We start from the raw sequence: 22,063 nt of genomic DNA, 5'->3' as shown, positions 1-22,063 counted from the left end.
GGATTATTCCTCCTTTTCTGAAGTTGTAAGCTGTAAGAATATGTCTTCCAGGCTTAGATCCAGCGACTTTAACATAAGGATTGGATACTGGTTTTTACTTAATGCATAAAATAATGGCTTTCTGACATCTACATTAGGTTCTGCTTCTATGATATAATCAATTGTATTTGGCTCCTTCTGTCCCTGGACATCTACATACTTTACTCCATCTAATTCTTTTATGCATTTAAGCACTTTTGACTCATCACCTGCAATTCGGACTACCAGTTTACTTTCATTTGTTAAAATTCTTGAAAGGTTGTCCGGTGTGTCAATTGCAGCAATCTTTCCTTTGTTAATAATGATTACTCTTTCACAAATAGCGCTTACTTCTGGCAATATATGTGAACTTAAGATGATAGTGTGCTCTTTTCCCAGGTCTTTAATTACATTTCGTATTTCAATAATCTGTTTTGGGTCAAGTCCAACAGTAGGTTCATCCAGGATAAGCACTTCCGGACTTCCTAATAGCGCCTGGGCCAGTCCTACTCTTTGTTTGTATCCTTTAGAAAGATTTTTAATCAACCGATTTTGTACATCTCCGATTTTTACCAGTCCCATTACATCATCAATATGGGATTTTCGATTTTGTTTAACCTTTTTAATTTCATATACAAAACCGAGGTATTCCCTTACAGTCATATCCATGTAAAGAGGTGGCTGCTCAGGAAGATAGCCAATTCTCTTTTTCGCTTCAGCCGGTTGTTCTAATATATCGTACCCTCCAACTTTTACTGTTCCCTGGGTAGATGGCATATATCCGGTAATAATGTTCATAGTCGTTGATTTGCCGGCACCATTTGGACCAAGGAATCCAAGAATTTCACCTTTTTCTACAGTAAAACTGATATTGTCTACTGCCACGTTATGCCCGTATGTCTTGGTCAAATTCTTTATCTCTATCATAATTTCCCTCCTGTTTTTTATTTTTCTTTCATTGGCTCCTTATATAATAACATAACATTTTAAATAAAATGTAAATAAATTATGAATTTTTCTTCCTGCCAAACCGGACTTTTTTAGTGGTTTCAGTTTTACTTCCCACTGTCCACTATTTTTATATTAGCTAATTAAAATATTATTTAATTTCACAATTTCTTCAGTTATTTTATTTTTATCATTAATCCCTTTGAATATATCGCAGTCGACTGCTTTACCGGCTACTACACCTACCATACGGTTTGTTTTGCCTTCAATTAATAATTCAACAGCCCTTACAGCCATTTGACTTGCAATGAGCCGGTCAAAGGCCGTAGGAGCCCCTCCTCTTTGCAAATGGCCTAAAACACATGTTCTCGAGTCAATGTTAAGAATAGAATCTACCTGCTTTTTTAATTCATTTACACTGGTTGCACCTTCGGCAACAATTACTACACTATACACCTTGCCGTTTTCAAACTTTGTCTGAAGATGGGAGCACATCTTATTTATATCATAAGGTACTTCCGGAACAAGACAATAATCAGCCCCGCCTGCTATTGCGGAAGTGATAGCAATATAACCACAGCCTCTTCCCATAACCTCAACAAGGAACACTCTTGGAGTGTCTACAATTAATGACCTGGCAGTATCATGAATTTTGGATATGGTATCGGTGACAATATTAACTGCAGTGTCAGCGCCGATTGAATACTCTGTCCCTGCGATATCATTATCAATAGTTCCTGGAATACCAATTACAGGCAACCCGTATTTTGACACATCACAAGCTCCCCTAAACGAACCGTCTCCCCCAATAACAATTAATCCTTCAATACCATTCTTTTCAGCTTGCTCTTTGGCCATACGCAAACCTTCTTCTGTTTTAAAAAGCTTACTACGGGCACTTTTTAATATGGTACCGCTTAATTCAATAATATCATCTACATAATTTGCAGTAAGTACCTGCATCTTGCCTTCCATTAACCCTTTATAGCCCTCATAGATCCCTATGGTTTCTATGTTGTTAACTTTTGCCGCCTTCACAATCGCTCTAATACAAGCGTTCATTCCGGGAGAATCTCCTCCGCTTGTAAGAACACCTATCCTCTTCATATTATCCCCCTTATCTCATCTGTATAATTTAATGTTCTAAGCTGTTTTAGTTTAAACTCTGGGCTGCTCGACACAAAATGAGTACCATCATATATTTCTATATCTTGCCGTCGGCTTATACCGGCATACGCGCCGGGATAAGCCTAAAATCGCCATCCATGGCGATTTTCCGGCTGCAACATTCCACATATGATGGTACACAGCTGTATCGGTCCTATTATGCGACATGGGTTTTACTCCCCACTCTCCACTATCCACTCCTCACTATTCTCATATCAAATATCCAATTTTATGTGAAGCTCTTTTAGTTGTTTTGGTTCTACTTCCGAAGGAGCATTGGTCATTAATTCCGATGCATTCTGTACTTTTGGAAAAGCGATTACATCTCTTATACTGTCTTTTCCGGCAATAAGCATGACCAATCTGTCCAACCCGTAAGCCATTCCACCATGTGGAGGCGTACCATATTTGAAGGCTTCCATTAAGAAGCCAAATCTCTCCCATGCTGCTTCTTTACTGAATCCAAGGGTTTCAAACATTTTCTGCTGTAGTTCGGTACTGTGTATTCTTATGCTTCCACCACCGATTTCCACACCGTTTAAAACAATATCGTAGGCTTTTGCCCTAACCTTGGACGGGTCACTGTCTAACAATGCAATATCCTCATCCATGGGGGAAGTAAAAGGATGGTGTTTTGCAACATATCTCTTTTCTTCTTCATCATACTCTAAAAGCGGGAATTCAGTAACCCATAAAAATTTATAATCATCTTTTTTCACCATATCTAGCCTTCTTGCAAGTTCCAATCTTAAATGGCCTAGCGCATCATAGACAATTTCATTTTTATCAGCTACCATCATGATGATATCTCCAGGCTCAGCTTCCATTCTACTTAAAATCGCCTTAATCTCGTTATCAGTAAAGAATTTTGTAATAGGTGACTTAAGCTCATTTTTAGTTACTACAATCCAGGCCATTCCCTTTGCTTTATATATCTTTACGAAGTCTACAAGACTGTCCAAATCTCTTCTGCTAAACTTATCTACACAATTTTTAGCATTAATTGCTCTTACGCTGCCGCCTTTAGCTACAGTATCAGCAAATACTTTAAACTCGCTGTTAGCAACAATATCTGACAGGTTCTTCAGTTCAAACCCGAAACGTATATCCGGCTTATCCGAGCCAAACCTATCCATTGCTTCCTGGTAGGGAAGACGTAAGAAAGGAGTAGTTAATTCAATGCCAAGGGTCTCTTTGAAAATTTTGGCGATTAACTTCTCATTTATGCTTAATACGTCCTCAACATTTACAAAAGACATTTCAATGTCTATCTGGGTGAATTCAGGCTGCCTGTCGGCCCTTAAATCTTCATCTCTGAAACACCTTACAATCTGAAAATACCTATCCATCCCCGATAACATCAACAATTGTTTGTATAGCTGTGGCGATTGCGGTAGAGCAAAAAATTTGCCCGGATGCACACGGCTGGGTACCAGGTAATCCCTTGCACCTTCCGGAGTACTCTTGGTAAGCATAGGTGTTTCTATTTCCAGAAAACCATTCTCATCAAAATAATCCCTGACAATTTTAGTTACCTTGTGCCTTAGAATAATATTTTTCTGCATGTCCGGCCTTCTAAGGTCAAGATATCTATATTTAAGCCTAACCTGTTCATTAACATCAGAATCTTCCTCAATATAGAAAGGAGGTGTCTCTGCTTTGCTTAAGATTCTCAGTTCGGTAATCTTTACTTCTATTTCACCGGTCTTTAACTTTGGATTTACAGCTTCCGCATCTCTTTTTACTACATTACCTACTACCGCAAGGACATATTCATTTCTTATAGCCTCTGCCTTTTCAAATACTTCCTTGCTTATTCCAACATCAAATACAATTTGAATAATGCCCGACCTGTCTCTTAAGTCAACAAAAATAACTCCACCTAAGTCTCTTCTTCTCTGAGCCCAACCCATCAGGACTACTTCTTGTCCAACATTTTCTAATCCTAAATCAGCGCACATATGAGTACGCTTTAAACCCTGTATTGTTTCTGCCATTTTTGTTACCTCCAAACTTTTATCTTATATTTTTTTTAATATATTACCTAGATATTCCAGGTCCACCTCAATCGTTTCTCCAGTCTTCATATTCTTTAAAACAGCTTTATTATTATTGATTTCATCCTCACCTAATACCATCGTATACTGTGCTCCAAGTTTATCAGCATATTTCATCTGTGCTTTTAAACTTTTTCCCATATGATCTTTCTCAGCACTGATATCCTGCTGCCTTAATTCATAAACCAGTGATTGGGCTTTTATTTCAGCCTTTTCCCCTATATTTGCAATGAATAGTTTTACAGGGTCCGGCCGGGGAATTTCTATTCCCTGGCCTTCCAATGTTAACATTAGCCGCTCTATACCCATTCCGAAACCTATACCCGGTGTTGGCGAGCCACCCAGCTCTTCTATTAGTCCATCGTACCTTCCACCACCGCAAACGGTACCTTGTGCTCCTATATCTTTTGAAACAAATTCAAATACAGTACGGGTATAATAATCCAGTCCTCTTACAATATAAGGATCCACATTATACTTAATATTCATGCTGTCTAAGTAATTTTTAAGACTATCAAAGTGAGCCTTACAGTCATCACATAAACTTTCTAACAAAACAGGCGTATTTTTTCCAATTTCTTTACACCGGCTATTTCTACAATCAAGGATTCTTAATGGATTTCTTTCATACCTGCTGTTGCAGGTTTCACACAATTCATCTAAATACTGTTTCAAATACTCTTTTAACTTAGAATTATATTCTTTACGGCATTTAGGACAACCGATGCTGTTAATATTAAGCTCAAGACCTTTTACTCCTAATTTATTTAACAGCGTCATTGCCATAGAAATAATTTCAGCATCAATTGACGGTTTCTCAGAACCAAATGCCTCAACACCAAACTGATGAAATTCTCTCAATCTTCCTGCCTGAGGCTTCTCATATCTATAACATGAAATGATATAGTACATCTTAGTGGGCTGCGGCGCTGCATAGAGGCTGTTTTCCAGATAACTTCTTACCGCAGACGCTGTACCTTCCGGCCTTAAGGTAATACTCCTCCCTCCCTTGTCCTCAAAGGTATACATCTCTTTTTGGACAACATCAGTAGTATCTCCCATACCCCTTTCAAAAAGCTCAGTATGCTCAAAAACCGGGGTTCTTATTTCTTTATAGCCGTAGCTGTCACATATTTTTCTTATCATATTTTCTATATATTGCCATTTATATGATTCGTCCGGAATTACATCTTTTGTACCTTTCGGCGCTTTTGTTAACATTCTGTTCACTCCTTAACTATTTTTACAACAAAAAACCTCTCATCCCAAGTCAGGGACGAAAGGTAATTGATTCGCGGTGCCACCCTTATTGAATGCAACTTCAAGATTAGCATAGCAGAAAATCCTATGTTTTCTTGAATGGTTACATTCCACTCATTCCCGTTAACGCCGGCAACGGACTAACCTACTGGCAACGGTGCGTTGGGCCAGTCAACTCCAGAGTGTTATTCAGCTGCTTGTTCATAAAAGCACTTACAGTCAAGGTGCTTTCTCCCTGTATGACAGTCCAGCCTACTTCTCTCTATCATCGCTATTTCCATTATTCAGCTATATTTTAACTGTTATATACTGCTGTGTCAAGTATGTGCTAAAGAAACTAATTTGCTTTTTTAAATGATAAATTTTTAAATATTACCAATATACCTGCAAGAATTAATAATAAAGGCCAGAAGTTTCGCATCCAGCGTAAGAAAACTACCCACATTTCTTTATCTATAATACCTCTTATCGTCATAAAGGCTAATGAACCAGCAGCAAACAATATGACTGAAGGAATAAGAGGCTTATACCCCAAAGTTTTAAATTCAAATATAAAAATTAGTAGAAAGGCCATTGCGAGAGTCATAAATATTAAAGGCCAAACTTCTGATTGTTTCACATTTTCCAGGCTCATTACATAGTTATATATTCCAATTGCAGGAAGGATAAATCCGGGAAAAACAAACCCCGTCTTTTTCTTTACAAAGTACACTGTCAAAAATGCCAGGCCAAGCATTATGATAACAAGAGATCCAAATAATTCTTCATCAATAAGACGCGTGTTGTTTAAAAAAATCAGACTTCCCAGGTATGACAGAATTAAGCCTGCAATAAGAAATCCTGTCTTTCTCTTAGTAAAATAAGCTATAATAAACGCTACACCAACTCCAAGGACGAACCAGTCACCAATATCAATATTATAGTTATTAAGCAGGAATAAAATACCTAAACCTATTAAAATGACTCCTGGTACAATACCTTTTTGTCTGTTTTGTTCCATATTTTATCTTCACCCTATTCTACTTAAATTGTTGTCATTATAATATACTCTATAAAAGTAATAAATGTCTGCTCTGTTATCAATAATTTTTATGCCGCATATAATAAAATGTCCGTAGTTAATGGTTCATAGTGCATAGAAATTATAAACACGTTTTTCTATGGACTACGAACTACAAACTACGAACTATAAATTGTATTGCTAACTATATCACTTTTAATGTTTTTACTATCTGGTTATCAAACCATCATTTGTCCTATTTTCTAATGTAAAGCTAACTTCTCTTACCCTTCCGTCCCTGATAAACCTTAAAGTACAGTTACTTCCCGGACCACATTTAAACATTGCTTCTCTTAACTGCATCATTGTGTTTACTTCTACATCATCCATATGGGTAATAATATCCCCTGATCTTATTCCTGCTCTATATACCGGACTGTTTACATCGATTTGTGCTACATAGACTCCTTTTTGTATGTTCATTTCCTGATTGACATACTCTGCTACTACCCTGTCATATGCAAATAAGCCCATATAAGGTGTAGAGTAACTACCTTTTTCCAAAAAGCTTGTTATAACCGGTTTTGTAATATTAATAGGTATTGCAAACCCCATACCTTCTGCACTGGCAACCTTTATCGTATTAATCCCTATTACTTCTCCCCTGGAATTAATGAGCGGCCCGCCACTGTTACCCGGATTTATGGAAGCATCGGTCTGAATCAAACCTTCCATAAAGTTTTCTCTGCCATCTGTAGCAACTCTGATAGTCCTGTTAACGGCACTTATGATTCCAGCAGTTACAGTCCTTTGGAATTGTAAACCTAGAGGATTACCTATAGCAACTGCCGTCTCACCAACTTTTAATTGATCTGCATCGCCTAGAACTGCAACAGGCAACCCTGTTGCATTAACCTTTATTATAGCCAAATCCAAAGTAGGGTCGGCCCACTCACTTCTAGCATTTATTGTTTTACCGTTTGCCAGTGTTACTACAATTCTGTTGGGGTTAGGACCTACAACATGATGGTTTGTAAGAATATACCCATTTTCTGAAACAATAACTCCTGAACCTACACTCCAGCTTTCCCCTTGGCTGGACCGGAACAATGAATCTTGGTCAATACTGCTTGTTGATATACCCACTACCGATGGCATCACTCTACTTGCAATCGCAGTTATATCAAGAATTTCAGCATTGGGCGGCTGTGTTATCTTTCTTGCCGGCTGAGTTTGTGCTATGTTTTGCGCCTGCGGTATCTGTAACCCAATAGATTTATTGTTTATATTTTCCGGATTATAATTTCTATCAATATATGAAGGAATAAAAAGCATTAATAATAGTCCGGTGAGCAAGGAAGATGTTAATGCAATTAATAGTCCTCTCCACAAGCCTCCACCATTTTTTTGCGAATACATCTGTTATCACCTTTTCTTATAATATTACTTTTTGCAGAGTTTCTCCTTCTACTTTTCCTATTCCATAGCCGTAAGAAAAAGCTTGAAACATGCTTCCAACAATTAATAACGTTAAAATTTCTTTTTCTTCGTTTTCAAAAACAGTATCAGAAGCGATCTGAAATTGTCTGACCTTCTCTACAGCCAATGACAGCATTGCTTCTTTACTCCCCATAAAATCACTATCCAGCCTTTCTTTTGCCTGGCTGATGTTTTGTTTCATCCTCGCTTGAAAATCTACCATAACCTATTCTCCTTAAAGATTGTTCTTATTTCTCTACTATTTCAAGTATTACCATCTAAATAATTATTATACAAACAATAAAGGCTTTATTATAAATGCAATAATAAAGCCTTTATTGTTTATAATAATGTCTTAACCAGACATTATTAATTCCTGGTAATGATCAGATAAATGTTGATATATCTTCATTATTTCATTTTTACCTTGTAAGAATGCATCTACTACATCCGGATCAAAGCTTTTTCCTCTATCTTGTATAATAATTTCCATGGACTGTTCTACAGTCATTGGATTTTTATATGGCCTTTTTGACGTTAACGCATCAAATACATCGGCTACCGTAACGATCCTTGCAGATAGTGGAATTTGTTCGCCCTGTAAACCATATGGATAGCCTTCACCATTGTATTTTTCATGATGGCATAAAGCTATTTCTATCCCGGTATTAAAAAAAAGCTTATTTCTGTTTTTTAGCGTTTCCTGCGCTTTTTCCAAAACTTCTGCCCCAATAAGTGTATGGGTTTTCATAATTTCAAATTCTTCCGGAGTAAGTCTCCCCGGTTTTAATAAAATACTATCCTGTATTCCAACCTTCCCAATATCGTGCAGTGGACTAAAATTATATATTTCTCTTATGTATTTTTCAGTAATGATTTCAGAATATTTGGGATTATGAGCAAGTTTTCTTGCTATAGCAACTGAATAATTCCTCATTCTCTCTATGTGCCTGCCGGTATCATTATCTCTTGACTCCGCCAATTTAACAATAGCAGTGATAGACGCTAATACCAGATCTCCCACTAAAATACTTTTTTCAAAACTTAGTGCTAAATGGTTGGCAATTTGTTTTAAAAAGACGATATGGGAATCATTATAAATATTTTTTTGAATGCTGGAGAAAAATAAAACTCCAATAACCGTATTATTCACTTTGAGGGGTAAGGTTAAGCTGGCCTTCATCCCCTCTTCAATAATTAGACGTGTAGATTCAGAATGGGGATGCTGCTCCAGATATTTCTCAAGATCATTGATAATCCTCGGTTGTCCCGACTCTATTACTGCCATTAGACTTGTTTTGGCCAAAGGTAGAGAGTATCCATTTATCAATCGGATGTTTTGGCTGTCACTCCGGGCAATTTCAGCCCGGATTCTTCCTTCTCTTTCATCTACTAGCGCCATACCGATACGATGATAAGGTATAAATTGTTTGAATACCTCAAATACGTATTCAAAAGTATGTTCAAAACTTTCTCCACTGTTTACTTTTTCGATAAGATCATACATGGACAATAACTTTTGTGAAAGCAAATTGAAGCTTTTTTCCATGACCCCAATTTCATTGTCACCGGAAATTAAGAGCTGTTGTCTGAAATCGCCTTCCGCCATTTTCACCATCGCTTTTGACACTTTATTGATGGGAATAATAATTGTTTTAATCAAAAAATATAGTAATAAGGAAATAATAACAATACATATTATTGAAACACCAACCACTATGAATCTAAGCAAATATATATCATCTTCAACTCTTATATACGCCCCTATAGAAATAATGATTAATATACCAACAAAAGCCAATGCCATAAGTAAAAATGCTTTAAACTTTAAAGATTTCAACAATGTACTGATTCTCTTGTCAATCATTGTCAACCTCCACTTGCATAGTTGTTCCCTCTAGGGAATCATACTCCCTAGAGGCTAACTGGTCTATGCACCCCCTATTAGAATATTTGAGTAAGCCAATAAATTGTTATAATATTAATTATCAATGTTATAGGAATACCTAAAGTAAATTTCAGATGTTTTGTTTTATGCTTAAAAAGATTCATTCCAAGATATATTCCTGGAGCCCCGCCTATCAATGCCAATATAAATAAATTTCTCTCTTTTACTCTCCACCGATTTTTCTTTGCTTTTCGTTTATCAACCCACATAACACTTGCAGATAAAAGATTTATTAAAATCAGATATACAATTAAAACATTATTCAGCATAATTTCTTAAGGTCCCTATACCCTCAATTACCACTTCCACACAATCGCCTGGTTTCATAGGTCCAATACCTGATGGTGTACCTGTTGTCACTACGTCTCCCGGCAGCAAAGTCATTACTTGTGAAATGAAGCTGATAAGCTCCTCAATTTTCCATATAAAGTTAGATGTATGTGAGTGTTGCTTTTGTTCCCCATTTAATAGCAATTTAACATCAACATGATTAGCATCTATCTCATCTGTAATCCACGGGCCTATAGGTCCAAAAGTGTCAAACCCTTTTGCTCTAGTCCACTGTCCATCAGCTTTCTGTAAATCTCTTGCTGTAACATCATTTAGGCATGTATATCCAAGTACGTATTCTTTAACTTCATCAACAGCAATATTCTTTGCGGTCTTTTTAATAACTGCTGCAATTTCAGCCTCATAGTCAACTCTTTTGGACATAGGAGGTAATATAATCTTTTGTTCAGGTCCTATCACACACGTAGATGGTTTAATGAATAGCTTAGGGGCAGCAGGGATAGGTTCTCCCATTTCTCTTGCATGGTCCCTGTAATTTAGCCCAACTGCAACTATTTTGGAAGGTTCACACGGAGCAAGAAGGGTAACTTCACTTAAATCATATAAACTATCAGTAGCTTTGTATTCTCCATATATATTCCCTTCTACTTTTGTAACTTTCTCATTTTCCAGAATCCCATAAGAAATTTCATTGTTTTTTTCAAATCTAACATACTTCATATAAATTCCCCCACTTCATTTATTATATCTTTATCTTTATCTTTATAATTCTCCATTCTCAATTCTCAGTTCAAAAACTCTCCGCAACGCACCGCTTACTGTGAACCGTGAACTTTTTTCACGAAACATCCCCTGCCCCTATTTCGTCACTTCCTATTATATCGTCTATTATCTCCCATAGTCCTTCTTTCCCCTCTCCACTTTGTGCAGAAAACGGAATGATTTTATCTTCTTCAGTCAACTGTAAAGTGCTTTTAATCTTTTCCAAATTTTCTTGTCTCTCTTTACTCGAAAGCTTATCCCATTTTGTAGCCACAACAACTGCATTATCATTAAATTGTCTGATCCAATTTAGCATCATAATATCATCTTCCGTAGGGCTGTGCCGGCTGTCCACTAATAAAATTACCTGAAGCAACTGCTCCCTCGTGTTGAGATATTCTTCAATCATTTTAGCCCATTTTTGTTTTTCACTTTTGGATACCTTTGCAAAACCATAACCGGGTAAATCCACGAAATATATTTTATTTTCAATATCATAGAAATTTATTGTACTAGTCTTTCCCGGCTTGGAGCTTACTCTTGCCAGACTTTTTCTATTAACCAATCTATTAATAAGTGAAGATTTACCAACATTAGACCTACCGGCGAAAGCTATTTCCGGCTTATTGTCTTTGGGATATTGTTCAGCACTAACAGCAGATATTTTCAAACTTACATTATTGGCATTCATATACTTATCCTCCTACATCAAAATAAAGCTGTAACTTTGAAATATTATACAATAAGACATAGCTTTTGGATAGTTGTTGTTTTTTATACTATTATACCATATCTATTTTTAAATATATCAAAATCTTCGATTTTATTCTTCGAGGCAAGCCTCTTAGTCTTTAAACAGTAGATTTTGATGAAACTTTATACGAAAGAAAAACCTGACCCACAAGGGATCAGGTTTTTCTTTCGCAGTCGTTATAAACAATGCTAGAAGCCTGTATCAGCTTTAATGCATTTTTGATGATCTACAGCCAATTTAATTAGCTTGGCTATACCTTTCATTGCACAATTATCTACCATTTTAAATTTAAAATCTGCGAACACTCTCTCCTTATATCGACTTAAGGCGTTTGAGCCTCCACCTGTATAATAAATGGTGTCACTAATGTTACTAATCTTTCTAAACGTATCCATACCGTCTTCTAGTTGTTTAATAACTCCGTGTACCACTGCATATAATATATGTTCTCTGGTAGCACTGAGAGTAAGTCCTGTTAAAGATGCGGCTTTATCCTTTATGCTATTCCTATCCCCTGCAAGATAAGGCGTAAAGCTAACACTTCCTCTATCATATTCAGCCAGCACCTTTGGGAGATATTCTTCAAAAAATTGCTGTTTGCTCATATCTTTACAAAACACTTTATAGAACCAGTTCAGGCTTTCTCCTCCAGCCCCAATAATGTTCATTATAATCCACTTGCCGGGAATTACATGGGTTCTTAATAAAAACTGTCTGCTGTAATAGGGTTTATCTGTACAGAGTACCATTACTTCCACAGTCCCTGTAGAATTCATTAATTGCCCATCTTCCACTACTCCAGCACCATAAGTGGCACAAGCAGTATCTCCTGCCCCCATAATAATGGGAATACCTTGTTTTAATCCGGTAAGTTTTGCACCTTCCTCTGTTAAATAACCTGCTATATTGGCAGAAGCAATGATAGGCGGAAGTTTTTCCCTGGGTATTCCTATCCTCTCACATAACTCGTCGTTCCAATCACTAAATCCTACCGTATCATATAGTCCTGTAAAAGACGCATTTGTGGGATCAACTCCCCATACATTGGTTAATCTCTTGATAAATAAGGTATTGGTATGTCCAAATTTATATGTCTTTTCATAAATTTCAGGCTCATTTTCCTTCACCCATAGCATACTGGTAACACTCATACCGCCTGGATAAGGTAGATTTCCGGTAATTTTAAGGAATTCTTCTTCTCCGATTTTCTCTACTATTTCAAGCCCTTGTTTTTCACTGCGCCTATCCAGATGAATAATACCGGGTCGTAGAAGCTGCCCTTCTTCTGTTAAACAAAACATTCCGGGACATAGTACCGAAAAACCCATTGCAACTACATCACCAAGATATTTTTCCAGGGGTTTAAGTGCGCTCAGAAAAGATTGAAAGAGTACATCACCATCCATTTCTACATGCTTACCTACCGTGCTATACATATGAAAATGCTTATTTTCTGCTAATACATTCAAATCCTGATCGAAAATTCCTATTTTTACAGAAGACGTTCCTACATCCACCCCAAGTATCAATTCCCTTTTCACGAAAGCACCTCCTTGTTATATACAAATCTTGGTGTTTTCCCTTGAATGAAATCAATAACCCCCTTTACTGCCTCCATCGCCACCCTGGCTGTACATTCTTGAGTTAATGCAGCAGTATGAGGTGTTAATATGATATTAGGGAGAGTTAACAGTTCATCAGCAGGATCTGGCGGCTCTTTCAAAAATACATCCAAAGCAGCCCCTGCAATTTTTTTCTCTTTCAATTTTGCTATTAACGCCTTTTCATCTACAATGCCGCCTCGTGCTGTGTTGATTAAGAATGCAGAAGGTTTCATCAGAGAAAGTAATCTTTCATTTACAAGATTACGTGTGCTTTCAACAAGTGGAATATGTAAAGAAATGAAATCTGCTGTTTGAAAAACTTCATCTATTGATTCTGCCAATGTAATTTCCTCAGGTGCCACTTTTAAAACCGGATCATAGGCGATTACATTCATATCAAATGCTTTTATACATTTTTGTGCTACCATAGTACCTATACGGCCGCATCCTACAAGCCCCAGTATTTTTCCCTGGAGATCTACCGGGAGGTATAACCGCCGTACGCCATAATTATTGTTTCTCAACTGGTTATCCAAAAAAATAGCATGCTTTGCCAACGCACAAATCATCATTACCGTATGTTCGGCTACAGATAATGAATTAGCTTCGGGAGTATTTAATACATATATACCCCTTTGAGTGGCCGCTTTTACATCCACATTATCTACACCTACTCCGGTTCGACTTATTACTTTTAATTCAGGAGCAATGTCCATTAAATCACTTGTAAATTTAACAGAGGTTCCTAAAATCACTGCATAGGTATCCTTAAGATGCTCCTTAAACTCATCCATATTACCTTCTTTTATTAGTACAACTTGAGTATATTGTTTTAATAAATCCATTGCTGCACTATGAATAGGTTGTGCTAAAAGTACCTTTTTCATAATAACCCCTCTTTTTCCAATGTCTTTTTCATGGTTTCAATATCTTCTTGCTTGATAGGTAAAAGAGGTAATCGAGGGGCACCACCCACAAAGCCTGCCAAATCCATTGCAGCTTTAACCGCTGCCACGCCGCCTTTTCCGGAGACAGCCTTATTGACTCTTAATATCTTTTTATTGAGATCTATTCCTTTTTCCATATCAACTTTAACTGCACATTCATAAAGTTCTACTGTTATATCTGGAAAAGCATTTGCCAGGGATATTACGCCTCCACTCGCTCCCATTAAAACAGCATTAAAGAAGAAGTTTGCAGATCCTGCCATTACTGCAAAGTCTTCATCTGCCGCCATGAGATAATTCTCTATGTTACCTACCGAGGAATCCTTCATTCCTACAATATTAGGATGTTTGGATATTTCTTTAATTACATCTACTGATATGGTAAGACCGCCCGAAAATTGAGGAGCACAATATACCAGACAGGGAGTAGAAACGGCACTGGCAACATCAGTAAAATATTTAATAAGTACTGCATCTGTCATTTGTTTCTTAAAGTAGGAGGGCGGTAGAAGTGTAATAAAGTCTGCACCCATTTCTTGCGCTTTTAAAGCAAATTCAATTGTTTCCAGCGTAGATTCAAAGATACAACCCGCCATAACAATTTGATGCGGTGCTTTATTATCTATAATAAGCTTTAATACTTCTTCTTTTTCCTTATTTGTTAAGCTCTTATTTTCGCCATTTGAGCCTAAAGCTAAATATCCATGAATAGGACTGCTGGCATACTTCTCCATATTCATTTTTAAACCATCATAATCCACCTTGCCGTCGCTTTTAAAAGGTGTAGTAATGGGTGCAAATACCCCTCTTAATTTTTCTTTCATACATAGATCCTCCTTATTTTTAATATATCATTGTATAGGTATGCATTTACACACCTCTATACAATTCCATTCCTTTGCTTGGTAAAATAATTTATTATTTGTAATCCTTGATTTCATCTATGGAATTCAAATTTTAATTTTATTCTGTCTCCTCTGAAGATGACCTCCGCATATTCAAAAGGTACTTCATTTTGTGAGTACATAACGTACCTCAACAGTAACAGAGGAAAGCCTTTTTTTACTTCCAAAAGTTTGGATTCCCTTGTACCTGCTCCTATGCTTTCTAATGTCTCTATACCTCTTTTTGCAACTATCTTATAATCCTTATCCAGTATATTACATAATGGTATTCTTTCTATATCCTTTTCAAAAAGTCTATTACAAAGTTCAGCAGGTATATATGAGGTATGCAAGCTTAAAGGCTCATTATTGGCGTATCTTAATCTTTCTAAAATATAAATAGGATCACCTTCAGATATATTCAAGAAATCTGCAATCTTTTTTGTAGCTTTTTCCACCCTTTTATCTACAACAGCTGTATCTGTCTCATATCCCATTGCTTCTAGTTGTTCTCGAATACCCATCTGAGTAATAGGTGCAGTCGTAATTTTAGGTTCCGTCACAAAAGTACCTTTTCCGGGTACGCGATACAGCATTCCATCACTTACAAGACGTGTAATGACATTCCTTACTGTCATTCTGCTAAGATTAAACTGCCTGCTCAATTCATTCTCTGATGGTATTGCCTGATGAGGTATAAGTTCTTTATTTTCTATTTTATGTCTTAAGATCTCTTCCAACTGTAAGTGCAGGGGCTTTGGACTAGAGCGATCTAAACTCAATAGATAACCTCCTTACTAACCTTCTTACGTTTATGCAATATTTTACCATAAACAATATACGTTGATTATTTTAAATCCGTTTTTGCAATTAATGCATTCAAATACTTATTCTCCTTGAAATATTTCCACGTAATTCCTTTTTCTCCAATCATTCTAGCATTTTTTACACCTTTTTTAGTATCGTTATGATAATCGGAACCACCGGAGATAATTTTTACCTTATCTTTGTACATGTCTCTTACTTCTTTTTCAATTTCTTCAGGTGTTAAACTACCCTTATAGCTAGTTTTTGAATAGGTATAGGCTGCCTCTATTCCATCAAGGCCTGCATCAATCAATTTGTGTATATATTCTTTTCTTGTTATTTCTTTTTTTTCTTTCTTCACCACTTCATCTATCAAATAGGGGTGTGCTAAAATGGCCAGTCCTCCTGCTTTGTGAATAAGCTCAATGGCTCTTAACGGATTAATTTTTTCCCTTTTTATATTATATACTGGATTATCTCTTACCATAATCTTGGCTTCTTGCCATGTAGAAGTATAACCTTTCCTGGCTATAGCTTCGAAGATATGCTTCCTCTGAATATCTTCAGGCTTACGATAATCCCCATTATTTTCTAATAATTCTTGCCATGATATATTTATTCCATTTTGTGATAATACTTCAGTTAATTTTCTATAACCTTCTATTTTGCTTCGTTTCATATTTTCTTCTTCAATCTTGAAGTTCTCATCTTTCCAATTACATCCCAAACCTATAATATGAACATCATCCACATCGGTATCGCAAGAATATTCAATACCTAACAGTACATTAACATTTTTCTCACGTCCATACTCTTCAGGGGTTAGTATTTTGCCGTCTATCTCCATTTTTTCACTGGGTACTATATCATGGTCAGTAATTGCAATAACTTTCATACCAATTTCTGCCGCTTTATCAATGAGTTGCTGGTAGGTATCATTGCCATCGGATAAATTGGTATGACAGTGCAAATCACATAAATACGCAGGTTTGTATAACATAATTTCTCTCCTATTCTTTACCCATTCTGATATTCTCAAATATTATATTCAGATAAATGATAGCAAGATTATGCTCGATTTACTGAACCAAATAATTCAATATGTTCTTTTGCAATTCGTTTTACAGCGTCACTTACATACTTATCTAATTTTAAAGGATTATTTTCTGCAGGACGTTGGACTGTATACTCATTCATTCCACCACAGTACGCAATTTTAATGGCAGTGGATATATTAATTTTGGCTCCTCCTAGAGCAATAAGTTTTTTAAATACATCCGCTGCAAGCCCTGTACCACCATGTATTACTAATGGACAGGAAGAAAGTTTTTCTATTTCTGTAAAACGGTCAAAATCTATACGCGGCTCACCTTTATACAAACCATGGGCAGTTCCTATAGCCGGGGCAAAAGCATCAATGTTTGTTGCTTCCAGGTATATCTTGGATTTTTCTACACTTGCGAGAGCTTCTTCTCCTTCCTCTACAACAATATCATCCTCTACCCCCACGATAGCTCCCAGTTCTCCTTCGACGGTTACATCCTTACCTTCAGCATATTCCTTAACTTCCTTTGTCTGTTTAATATTTTCTTCTAAAGGTAGCTTAGATGCATCAATCATAACCGAAGACCATCCGGCATCAATGCATTTTTTGACAAGTTCAATATCCGTACAGTGGTCTAAATGAATTGCCACGGGTATCTTTGCCCTTTTTGCCATGGGTATTAACATATCTGCCAGTTCCTTTACTCCAATTTGTTTCACTGTTGAAGCAGAGGTCTGAAGGATTAACGGTGAGTTTAATTCCTCAGCTGCATCTATAACAGCCTGAGCAGTTAAATAGTTCACAATATTAAAAGCACCAACAGCATATCTTTCTTTTCTGGCTTTTTCCAGCATTTGTTTCATATTCACGTAAGCCATATGCAGCCTTCCTTTCAAATTCATATGCTCCTGCAATAACATGTATATACAAGTACATCGCGCTTTAATATTATCATATTTTTTTTAATAAGTAAATATTTTCGACAAAAAATCTATATAAGTTGCATTAAAGATATTACATGAAAGCACGTAAGAAAGAATGTGACTTAGGGACGGGCATCATGCACATTTGCTTTTTAATGTGACTGAGAACCGTCCGAAACCAATGAAAAAGTCATGTTTTTCTGAAAATTGAGGTCTAAAACCTGCATAACTCCGTTAGCATTTTTTAAAAATTAGTACTTTTTCAGTGGTTTCGAACCGTCCTCATGTCACGTTCCTGAACGATTCTGTAAAATCTTTTTTGCAACATATATATGTATTTGGCAATAATAATAGTTTTATTCGCAGACGTTTTTCTAATTGTTTCTCAGAGCAGGGATAAACATCTGTTTTTCAGGCGGTATCCACATAGCTCTCAAAGGTAGCAACAGATGAACATCCAATTTATATTCACACTTATACATATAACTCATATATTCTCACGGCTAATTTTTCACCAGTAAGAGAATAACTTTCAAGTAACTCTCTATAGGGACCTGTATTCGTCGCACCATCGCTCACTCCCATTATATGTAGAGGAGTAGCCTTCTTAACAGGAGCTATAATTTCTGCAATGGCACTACCTAATCCACCTATAACTGAATGTTCTTCTACGGTCACAAACATTTTACTTTTTTCATATAAACTTTTTACCATTTTTATATCAATCGGCTTGATAGTATGAACATCAATTACTGCTGCATTTATTCCTCTGCTTCTTAAAATCTTTGAAGCCTGCTGTGCCTCTTTAACCATTGTTCCACTTGCAAATATCGTAATATCATCACCGGATTCTATCATTTCTGCATCGCCTATTTTAAAACAACGTTTACTTGAATCTACAATATCATCTAAAGGGTGTCTGGGCATTCTTATATATACCGGACCTTTGTGTTCAACTGCTTCTCTCAGCGCCATATCAACTTCATATGCATCACCGGGAACCAGAATCGTCATATTGGGAATAGATCTCATAACACAAATATCTTCTATTGCTTCATGGGAGGAACCTAACGTACTGTATGCTAATCCACCACCCGAGCCAATGATTTTAACATTCATATTAGAATATCCTATATCGTTTCTAATTTGTTCATAACATCTCATGGTTATAAAGGGTGTTATTGCTACAATCACAGGTATAAATCCTTGTTTTGCTGCACCTGCACAGATTCCTATAGCATTTTGTTCGCTTATCCCTGCCTCAATGTATCTTTCCGGAAATGCTTTTATAAAATCTCCCATACCGCCACCACTAGCAGAATCACAGGAGACGGCAAGAATTCTAGGATTTTTTTCTCCTATATCCAACATTGTTTTTGCGAATATTTTTCTGGGGTCTTTTGACATATTTCCCATTACAGCCACCTCCGTTCATATTCATTTAGTTCCGCTATAGCTTTTTCAACTTCCTCTTTATCAGGATGCCAGTGATGGTACAGACGATTATTTTCAGCAAAAGACAAACCTTTACCTTTTATGGTATTTGCAATGATCATGTTTGGTTTACCTTGATCAAAGGGTACTGATACAAGCGTATCATAGATCTCTTGAATAGAGTGTCCATCTATCACCTTTACCGACCAACCAAAAGCAGAATACTTCTCTTCAAGTGGTGCTGTATTTAAAATTTCTTTTGTGGTTCCATTAATCTGAAGACCATTTCGGTCTATGATAGCAACCAGATTGTCAAGCTTGTTATGTGAAGCATACGCAGCAGCCTCCCATACAGAGCCTTCTCCCTGTTCGCCATCTCCCATCAATACATACACTTTATAATTTTTTTTATCCAGTTTTGCAGCAAGTGCCATGCCACAACCAATTGACAAGCCATGCCCTAAAGACCCGGTACTAAATTCGACACCTTTCAACTTCTTCATATCAGGATGTCCTGGTATAGGAGAACCTAATTTGTTATATGTATTCAAAACTTCTTCCTCTACAAATCCTCTCTCTACGAGAGCCCCATATAAAGCAAGACACTTATGTCCTGCACTAAGTATAAACTTATCCCGTTCATCCCATTCCGGATTTTTAGGATTAATATTCATAATCTTCATATATAAAACAGAAAGGATATCTGCACAAGATAAAGCTGAAGCTACATGTCCTTCACCGTTCTTAATTATCGTATTAATAATGTGATGTCGTATCTTGAAAGCTTTTTTTTCTAGAAATTCACTATCACAGTGCGACAATGGGGACATTCTACTTCACCCCCAATACTTGATTTTCAATGAATTTGATCTTTTCAATTTTCTTAAGAGATGGACTTTCCTTGAATTGGAGTCCTAACCATTTATCAACTAATGTAATTGCCGTTGAACTTCCTATTACCAGAGCACCAAGACACATAATTTGTATATTGTTACTTAATATTGATCTTTCTGTGGAGTAAATATCATGGCACACAGCTGCAAATACACCTTTTACTTTGTTTGCAGCTATTGCCATACCTATACCAGTACCACAAATCAATATACCTCTCTGACATTTACCTTCAGCAATACTCGTTGCGACTGAATAAGCAATATCAGGATAATCCACAGGGTCATGGCTATATGTTCCAAAATCCTTAAATTCATAACCCTGCTTAGAAAATTCCTCCATAACTTTTTTCTTAAGTTCTAACCCTAAATGATCACATCCTATAGCAATTACCATCTTGATTCCCCTTTCACATTTTTATGATATAATATGTATTTATATGTATATACATGTACTGCTAAAAATTTTTTTAATATTTTCTATGGGAAATAGTTGCTTATATGTCGCTTCATTTAAATGACGCACTCCTTATTATAAGTTTAAAAAATTTTGCTATAAAGATCTTATGAAATTATATCAAATTATTCTTTAATTAACTCATTTCGGTCATTTATTATATCCACAAACTCGCCTATAACCTCTATATTAGGTAAATGCTGTATCTCATTGAGTACCGCTTGAGATACATACATCTCTCCTAAATGCAGCGTATCTTTAATTCTTATCACTTTTGCATCTTCCGGTTCTATAGGACCACAGGTTTTAAATGCATATTCCAATGCTTGCCTGTCTGTTTGTGCAACTACCGGCATTTTTCCTCTTTCCAAAAAGGTAGCAGTAAGAACATTTTCATAAGTTGCCCTAAAATCAATTTTACTTCTAAGTCGTTCGGTTATCACATCCGCAATTCCCATTCCTACCGCATTTCCATGAGACCCCTCGCTCAAATCAGTAGCTACAATCCTTGTAATTTTAGGCTTTGGAGGATCTTGTTCTGTATTAATTTTGATGCGACCAACAATGTTAGTATCCATACCAGTTCCACTGATATCTTTTCCTATTGTATCTACAATAAGAACATCTAATCTGTCTACAGGTAGGCTTGGCATATTCTTTCTTGCAATATCCATGAGCTTTATTTCTTCTTGTTCAAGCACTTCCGGTCTTATTGCCTTGACAATCATTGTCTCATCATAAGCATTCTCTACAATTCCTAATCCCATAATTATATTGCCGTGTTTTAATATTTGTCTTGCTGTCAAAGGAATAAGTTCTTTTAATCCATACACGCCATAACGGTGAATTTCAATTGCCTGTTTATGTTTTCCTAATCCAATAACTAACATTTTAAATAACCCACTTTCAGTAGGGCCATGAAAATCAGTATGTACCTTTATTCTGTTTACAACAATTGTTCCATCTGCTTCATAAGCATACTTATCCATATATACCTTATTTTCTAATCCATCCCCTGGAAGTTCCATCACTTCCATAGAAGATTTTATAGGTGCTCCTACATATTGTTCAGTAATGCCATAAGATTCTAATACTTCTCTCTGTCCTTCAGCAGTAGCACCTCCATGACTCCCCATCGCTGGTACAATAAATGGATTTCCTCCAATTTTTTTGATACTTTCTACAAGTGCTTTAACAATAATACTTAAATTTGCAATGCCTCTACTTCCTACAGCTATCGCTATTTTCGCACCAGGTTTTATTTGAAGACCTGCATGCTTTATTTCTTCTTTTACAGTCTGATCCACATTTTCTAACTTTTCATTGTTAAAGTATTGTTTGATTTTAATCATTTTAGGAATATTCATTTATCAACAATCTCCTTTTAT

General features: G+C 36.3%; 22 protein-coding genes and 1 other annotated feature. All 22 genes read right to left on the bottom strand.

Annotated elements, in window-relative coordinates:
- Positions 1 to 3: 3 nt before the first annotated feature.
- The 22 genes from CIB29_RS01700 to CIB29_RS01600 all read right to left on the bottom strand — a co-directional run bounded on the left by CIB29_RS01700 (position 4) and on the right by CIB29_RS01600 (position 22,042).
- Positions 4 to 945 carry an ABC transporter ATP-binding protein gene (locus tag CIB29_RS01700; RefSeq protein WP_094546163.1) on the bottom strand — a complete coding sequence of 314 codons (942 nt, stop codon included), beginning with the start codon at positions 943 to 945 and terminating at the stop codon, positions 4 to 6.
- A 156-nt stretch (positions 946 to 1,101) separates the two neighbouring features.
- The gene (locus CIB29_RS01695) at positions 1,102 to 2,073 is read right to left on the bottom strand and encodes an ATP-dependent 6-phosphofructokinase (protein ID WP_094546161.1); all 972 of its coding nucleotides are present in this window, start codon (positions 2,071 to 2,073) and stop codon (positions 1,102 to 1,104) included.
- An 87-nt stretch (positions 2,074 to 2,160) separates the two neighbouring features.
- Positions 2,161 to 2,301, bottom strand: coding sequence for a hypothetical protein (locus CIB29_RS18480; protein WP_157910179.1), 141 nt, complete (start codon positions 2,299 to 2,301; stop codon positions 2,161 to 2,163).
- Between the two features lie 47 nt (positions 2,302 to 2,348).
- The gene (gene aspS, locus CIB29_RS01690; RefSeq protein ID WP_094546159.1) at positions 2,349 to 4,130 is read right to left on the bottom strand and encodes an aspartate--tRNA ligase; all 1,782 of its coding nucleotides are present in this window, start codon (positions 4,128 to 4,130) and stop codon (positions 2,349 to 2,351) included.
- Positions 4,131 to 4,154: 24 nt separating this feature from the next.
- Positions 4,155 to 5,411, bottom strand: a complete 1,257-nt coding sequence (gene hisS / locus CIB29_RS01685; protein WP_094546157.1) for a histidine--tRNA ligase — start codon at positions 5,409 to 5,411, stop codon at positions 4,155 to 4,157.
- A gap of 48 nt (positions 5,412 to 5,459) precedes the next feature.
- Positions 5,460 to 5,728, bottom strand: a binding site (T-box leader).
- A gap of 59 nt (positions 5,729 to 5,787) precedes the next feature.
- Entirely contained in the window at positions 5,788 to 6,450 is a 663-nt protein-coding gene (locus CIB29_RS01680; RefSeq protein ID WP_094546156.1) for a hypothetical protein, read from the bottom strand.
- A 228-nt stretch (positions 6,451 to 6,678) separates the two neighbouring features.
- Positions 6,679 to 7,869 (bottom strand): S1C family serine protease, encoded by a 1,191-nt coding sequence (locus CIB29_RS01675; protein WP_094546154.1) that lies wholly within the window; start codon positions 7,867 to 7,869, stop codon positions 6,679 to 6,681.
- A 16-nt stretch (positions 7,870 to 7,885) separates the two neighbouring features.
- A complete protein-coding gene (locus CIB29_RS01670) occupies positions 7,886 to 8,152 on the bottom strand; it encodes a hypothetical protein (RefSeq protein WP_094546152.1) in 267 nt (88 codons plus the stop codon).
- Positions 8,153 to 8,284: 132 nt separating this feature from the next.
- Complete coding sequence (locus tag CIB29_RS01665) at positions 8,285 to 9,796, bottom strand: HD domain-containing phosphohydrolase (protein WP_094546150.1); 1,512 nt, start codon at positions 9,794 to 9,796, stop codon at positions 8,285 to 8,287.
- Between the two features lie 77 nt (positions 9,797 to 9,873).
- On the bottom strand, positions 9,874 to 10,146 hold the full coding sequence (locus tag CIB29_RS01660; RefSeq protein WP_094546148.1) for a DUF1294 domain-containing protein: 273 nt from the start codon (positions 10,144 to 10,146) through the stop codon (positions 9,874 to 9,876).
- Positions 10,136 to 10,888: a fumarylacetoacetate hydrolase family protein gene (locus CIB29_RS01655; RefSeq protein ID WP_094546146.1), complete on the bottom strand. Its 753-nt coding sequence runs from the start codon at positions 10,886 to 10,888 to the stop codon at positions 10,136 to 10,138. Before CIB29_RS01655 ends, CIB29_RS01660 begins: the two co-directional genes overlap by 11 nt.
- Positions 10,889 to 11,006: 118 nt before the next feature.
- On the bottom strand, positions 11,007 to 11,621 hold the full coding sequence (gene yihA / locus CIB29_RS01650; protein WP_094546144.1) for a ribosome biogenesis GTP-binding protein YihA/YsxC: 615 nt from the start codon (positions 11,619 to 11,621) through the stop codon (positions 11,007 to 11,009).
- A 251-nt stretch (positions 11,622 to 11,872) separates the two neighbouring features.
- Positions 11,873 to 13,225 carry an FGGY-family carbohydrate kinase gene (locus CIB29_RS01645; RefSeq protein ID WP_094546142.1) on the bottom strand — a complete coding sequence of 451 codons (1,353 nt, stop codon included), beginning with the start codon at positions 13,223 to 13,225 and terminating at the stop codon, positions 11,873 to 11,875.
- Complete coding sequence (locus CIB29_RS01640) at positions 13,222 to 14,175, bottom strand: hydroxyacid dehydrogenase (protein WP_094546140.1); 954 nt, start codon at positions 14,173 to 14,175, stop codon at positions 13,222 to 13,224. Before CIB29_RS01640 ends, CIB29_RS01645 begins: the two co-directional genes overlap by 4 nt.
- On the bottom strand, positions 14,172 to 15,059 hold the full coding sequence (locus CIB29_RS01635; RefSeq protein ID WP_094546138.1) for a dihydrodipicolinate synthase family protein: 888 nt from the start codon (positions 15,057 to 15,059) through the stop codon (positions 14,172 to 14,174). Before CIB29_RS01635 ends, CIB29_RS01640 begins: the two co-directional genes overlap by 4 nt.
- A 113-nt stretch (positions 15,060 to 15,172) precedes the next feature.
- The gene (locus CIB29_RS01630; RefSeq protein WP_094546136.1) at positions 15,173 to 15,901 is read right to left on the bottom strand and encodes a GntR family transcriptional regulator; all 729 of its coding nucleotides are present in this window, start codon (positions 15,899 to 15,901) and stop codon (positions 15,173 to 15,175) included.
- Positions 15,902 to 15,966: 65 nt separating this feature from the next.
- A complete protein-coding gene (locus CIB29_RS01625) occupies positions 15,967 to 16,926 on the bottom strand; it encodes a PHP domain-containing protein (RefSeq protein WP_094546134.1) in 960 nt (319 codons plus the stop codon).
- 68 nt (positions 16,927 to 16,994) lie between these two features.
- Positions 16,995 to 17,849, bottom strand: a complete 855-nt coding sequence (locus CIB29_RS01620) for a class II fructose-bisphosphate aldolase (protein WP_094546267.1) — start codon at positions 17,847 to 17,849, stop codon at positions 16,995 to 16,997.
- A 519-nt stretch (positions 17,850 to 18,368) separates the two neighbouring features.
- Positions 18,369 to 19,310, bottom strand: a complete 942-nt coding sequence (locus CIB29_RS01615) for a transketolase family protein (RefSeq protein ID WP_094546132.1) — start codon at positions 19,308 to 19,310, stop codon at positions 18,369 to 18,371.
- Complete coding sequence (locus CIB29_RS01610) at positions 19,310 to 20,158, bottom strand: transketolase (RefSeq protein ID WP_094546130.1); 849 nt, start codon at positions 20,156 to 20,158, stop codon at positions 19,310 to 19,312. The genes CIB29_RS01615 and CIB29_RS01610 overlap by 1 nt, the downstream gene beginning before the upstream one ends.
- A 1-nt stretch (position 20,159) precedes the next feature.
- Entirely contained in the window at positions 20,160 to 20,615 is a 456-nt protein-coding gene (rpiB, locus tag CIB29_RS01605) for a ribose 5-phosphate isomerase B (RefSeq protein ID WP_094546128.1), read from the bottom strand.
- A gap of 185 nt (positions 20,616 to 20,800) precedes the next feature.
- Positions 20,801 to 22,042 (bottom strand): nickel pincer cofactor-dependent isomerase, group 22, encoded by a 1,242-nt coding sequence (locus CIB29_RS01600; protein WP_094546126.1) that lies wholly within the window; start codon positions 22,040 to 22,042, stop codon positions 20,801 to 20,803.
- Positions 22,043 to 22,063 lie beyond the last annotated feature (21 nt).

It is taken from the genome of Petroclostridium xylanilyticum (genome assembly GCF_002252565.1).
GTDB lineage: Bacteria > Bacillota > Clostridia > SK-Y3 > SK-Y3 > Petroclostridium > Petroclostridium xylanilyticum.
This window is presented reverse-complemented; position numbering and strand designations above follow the sequence as displayed.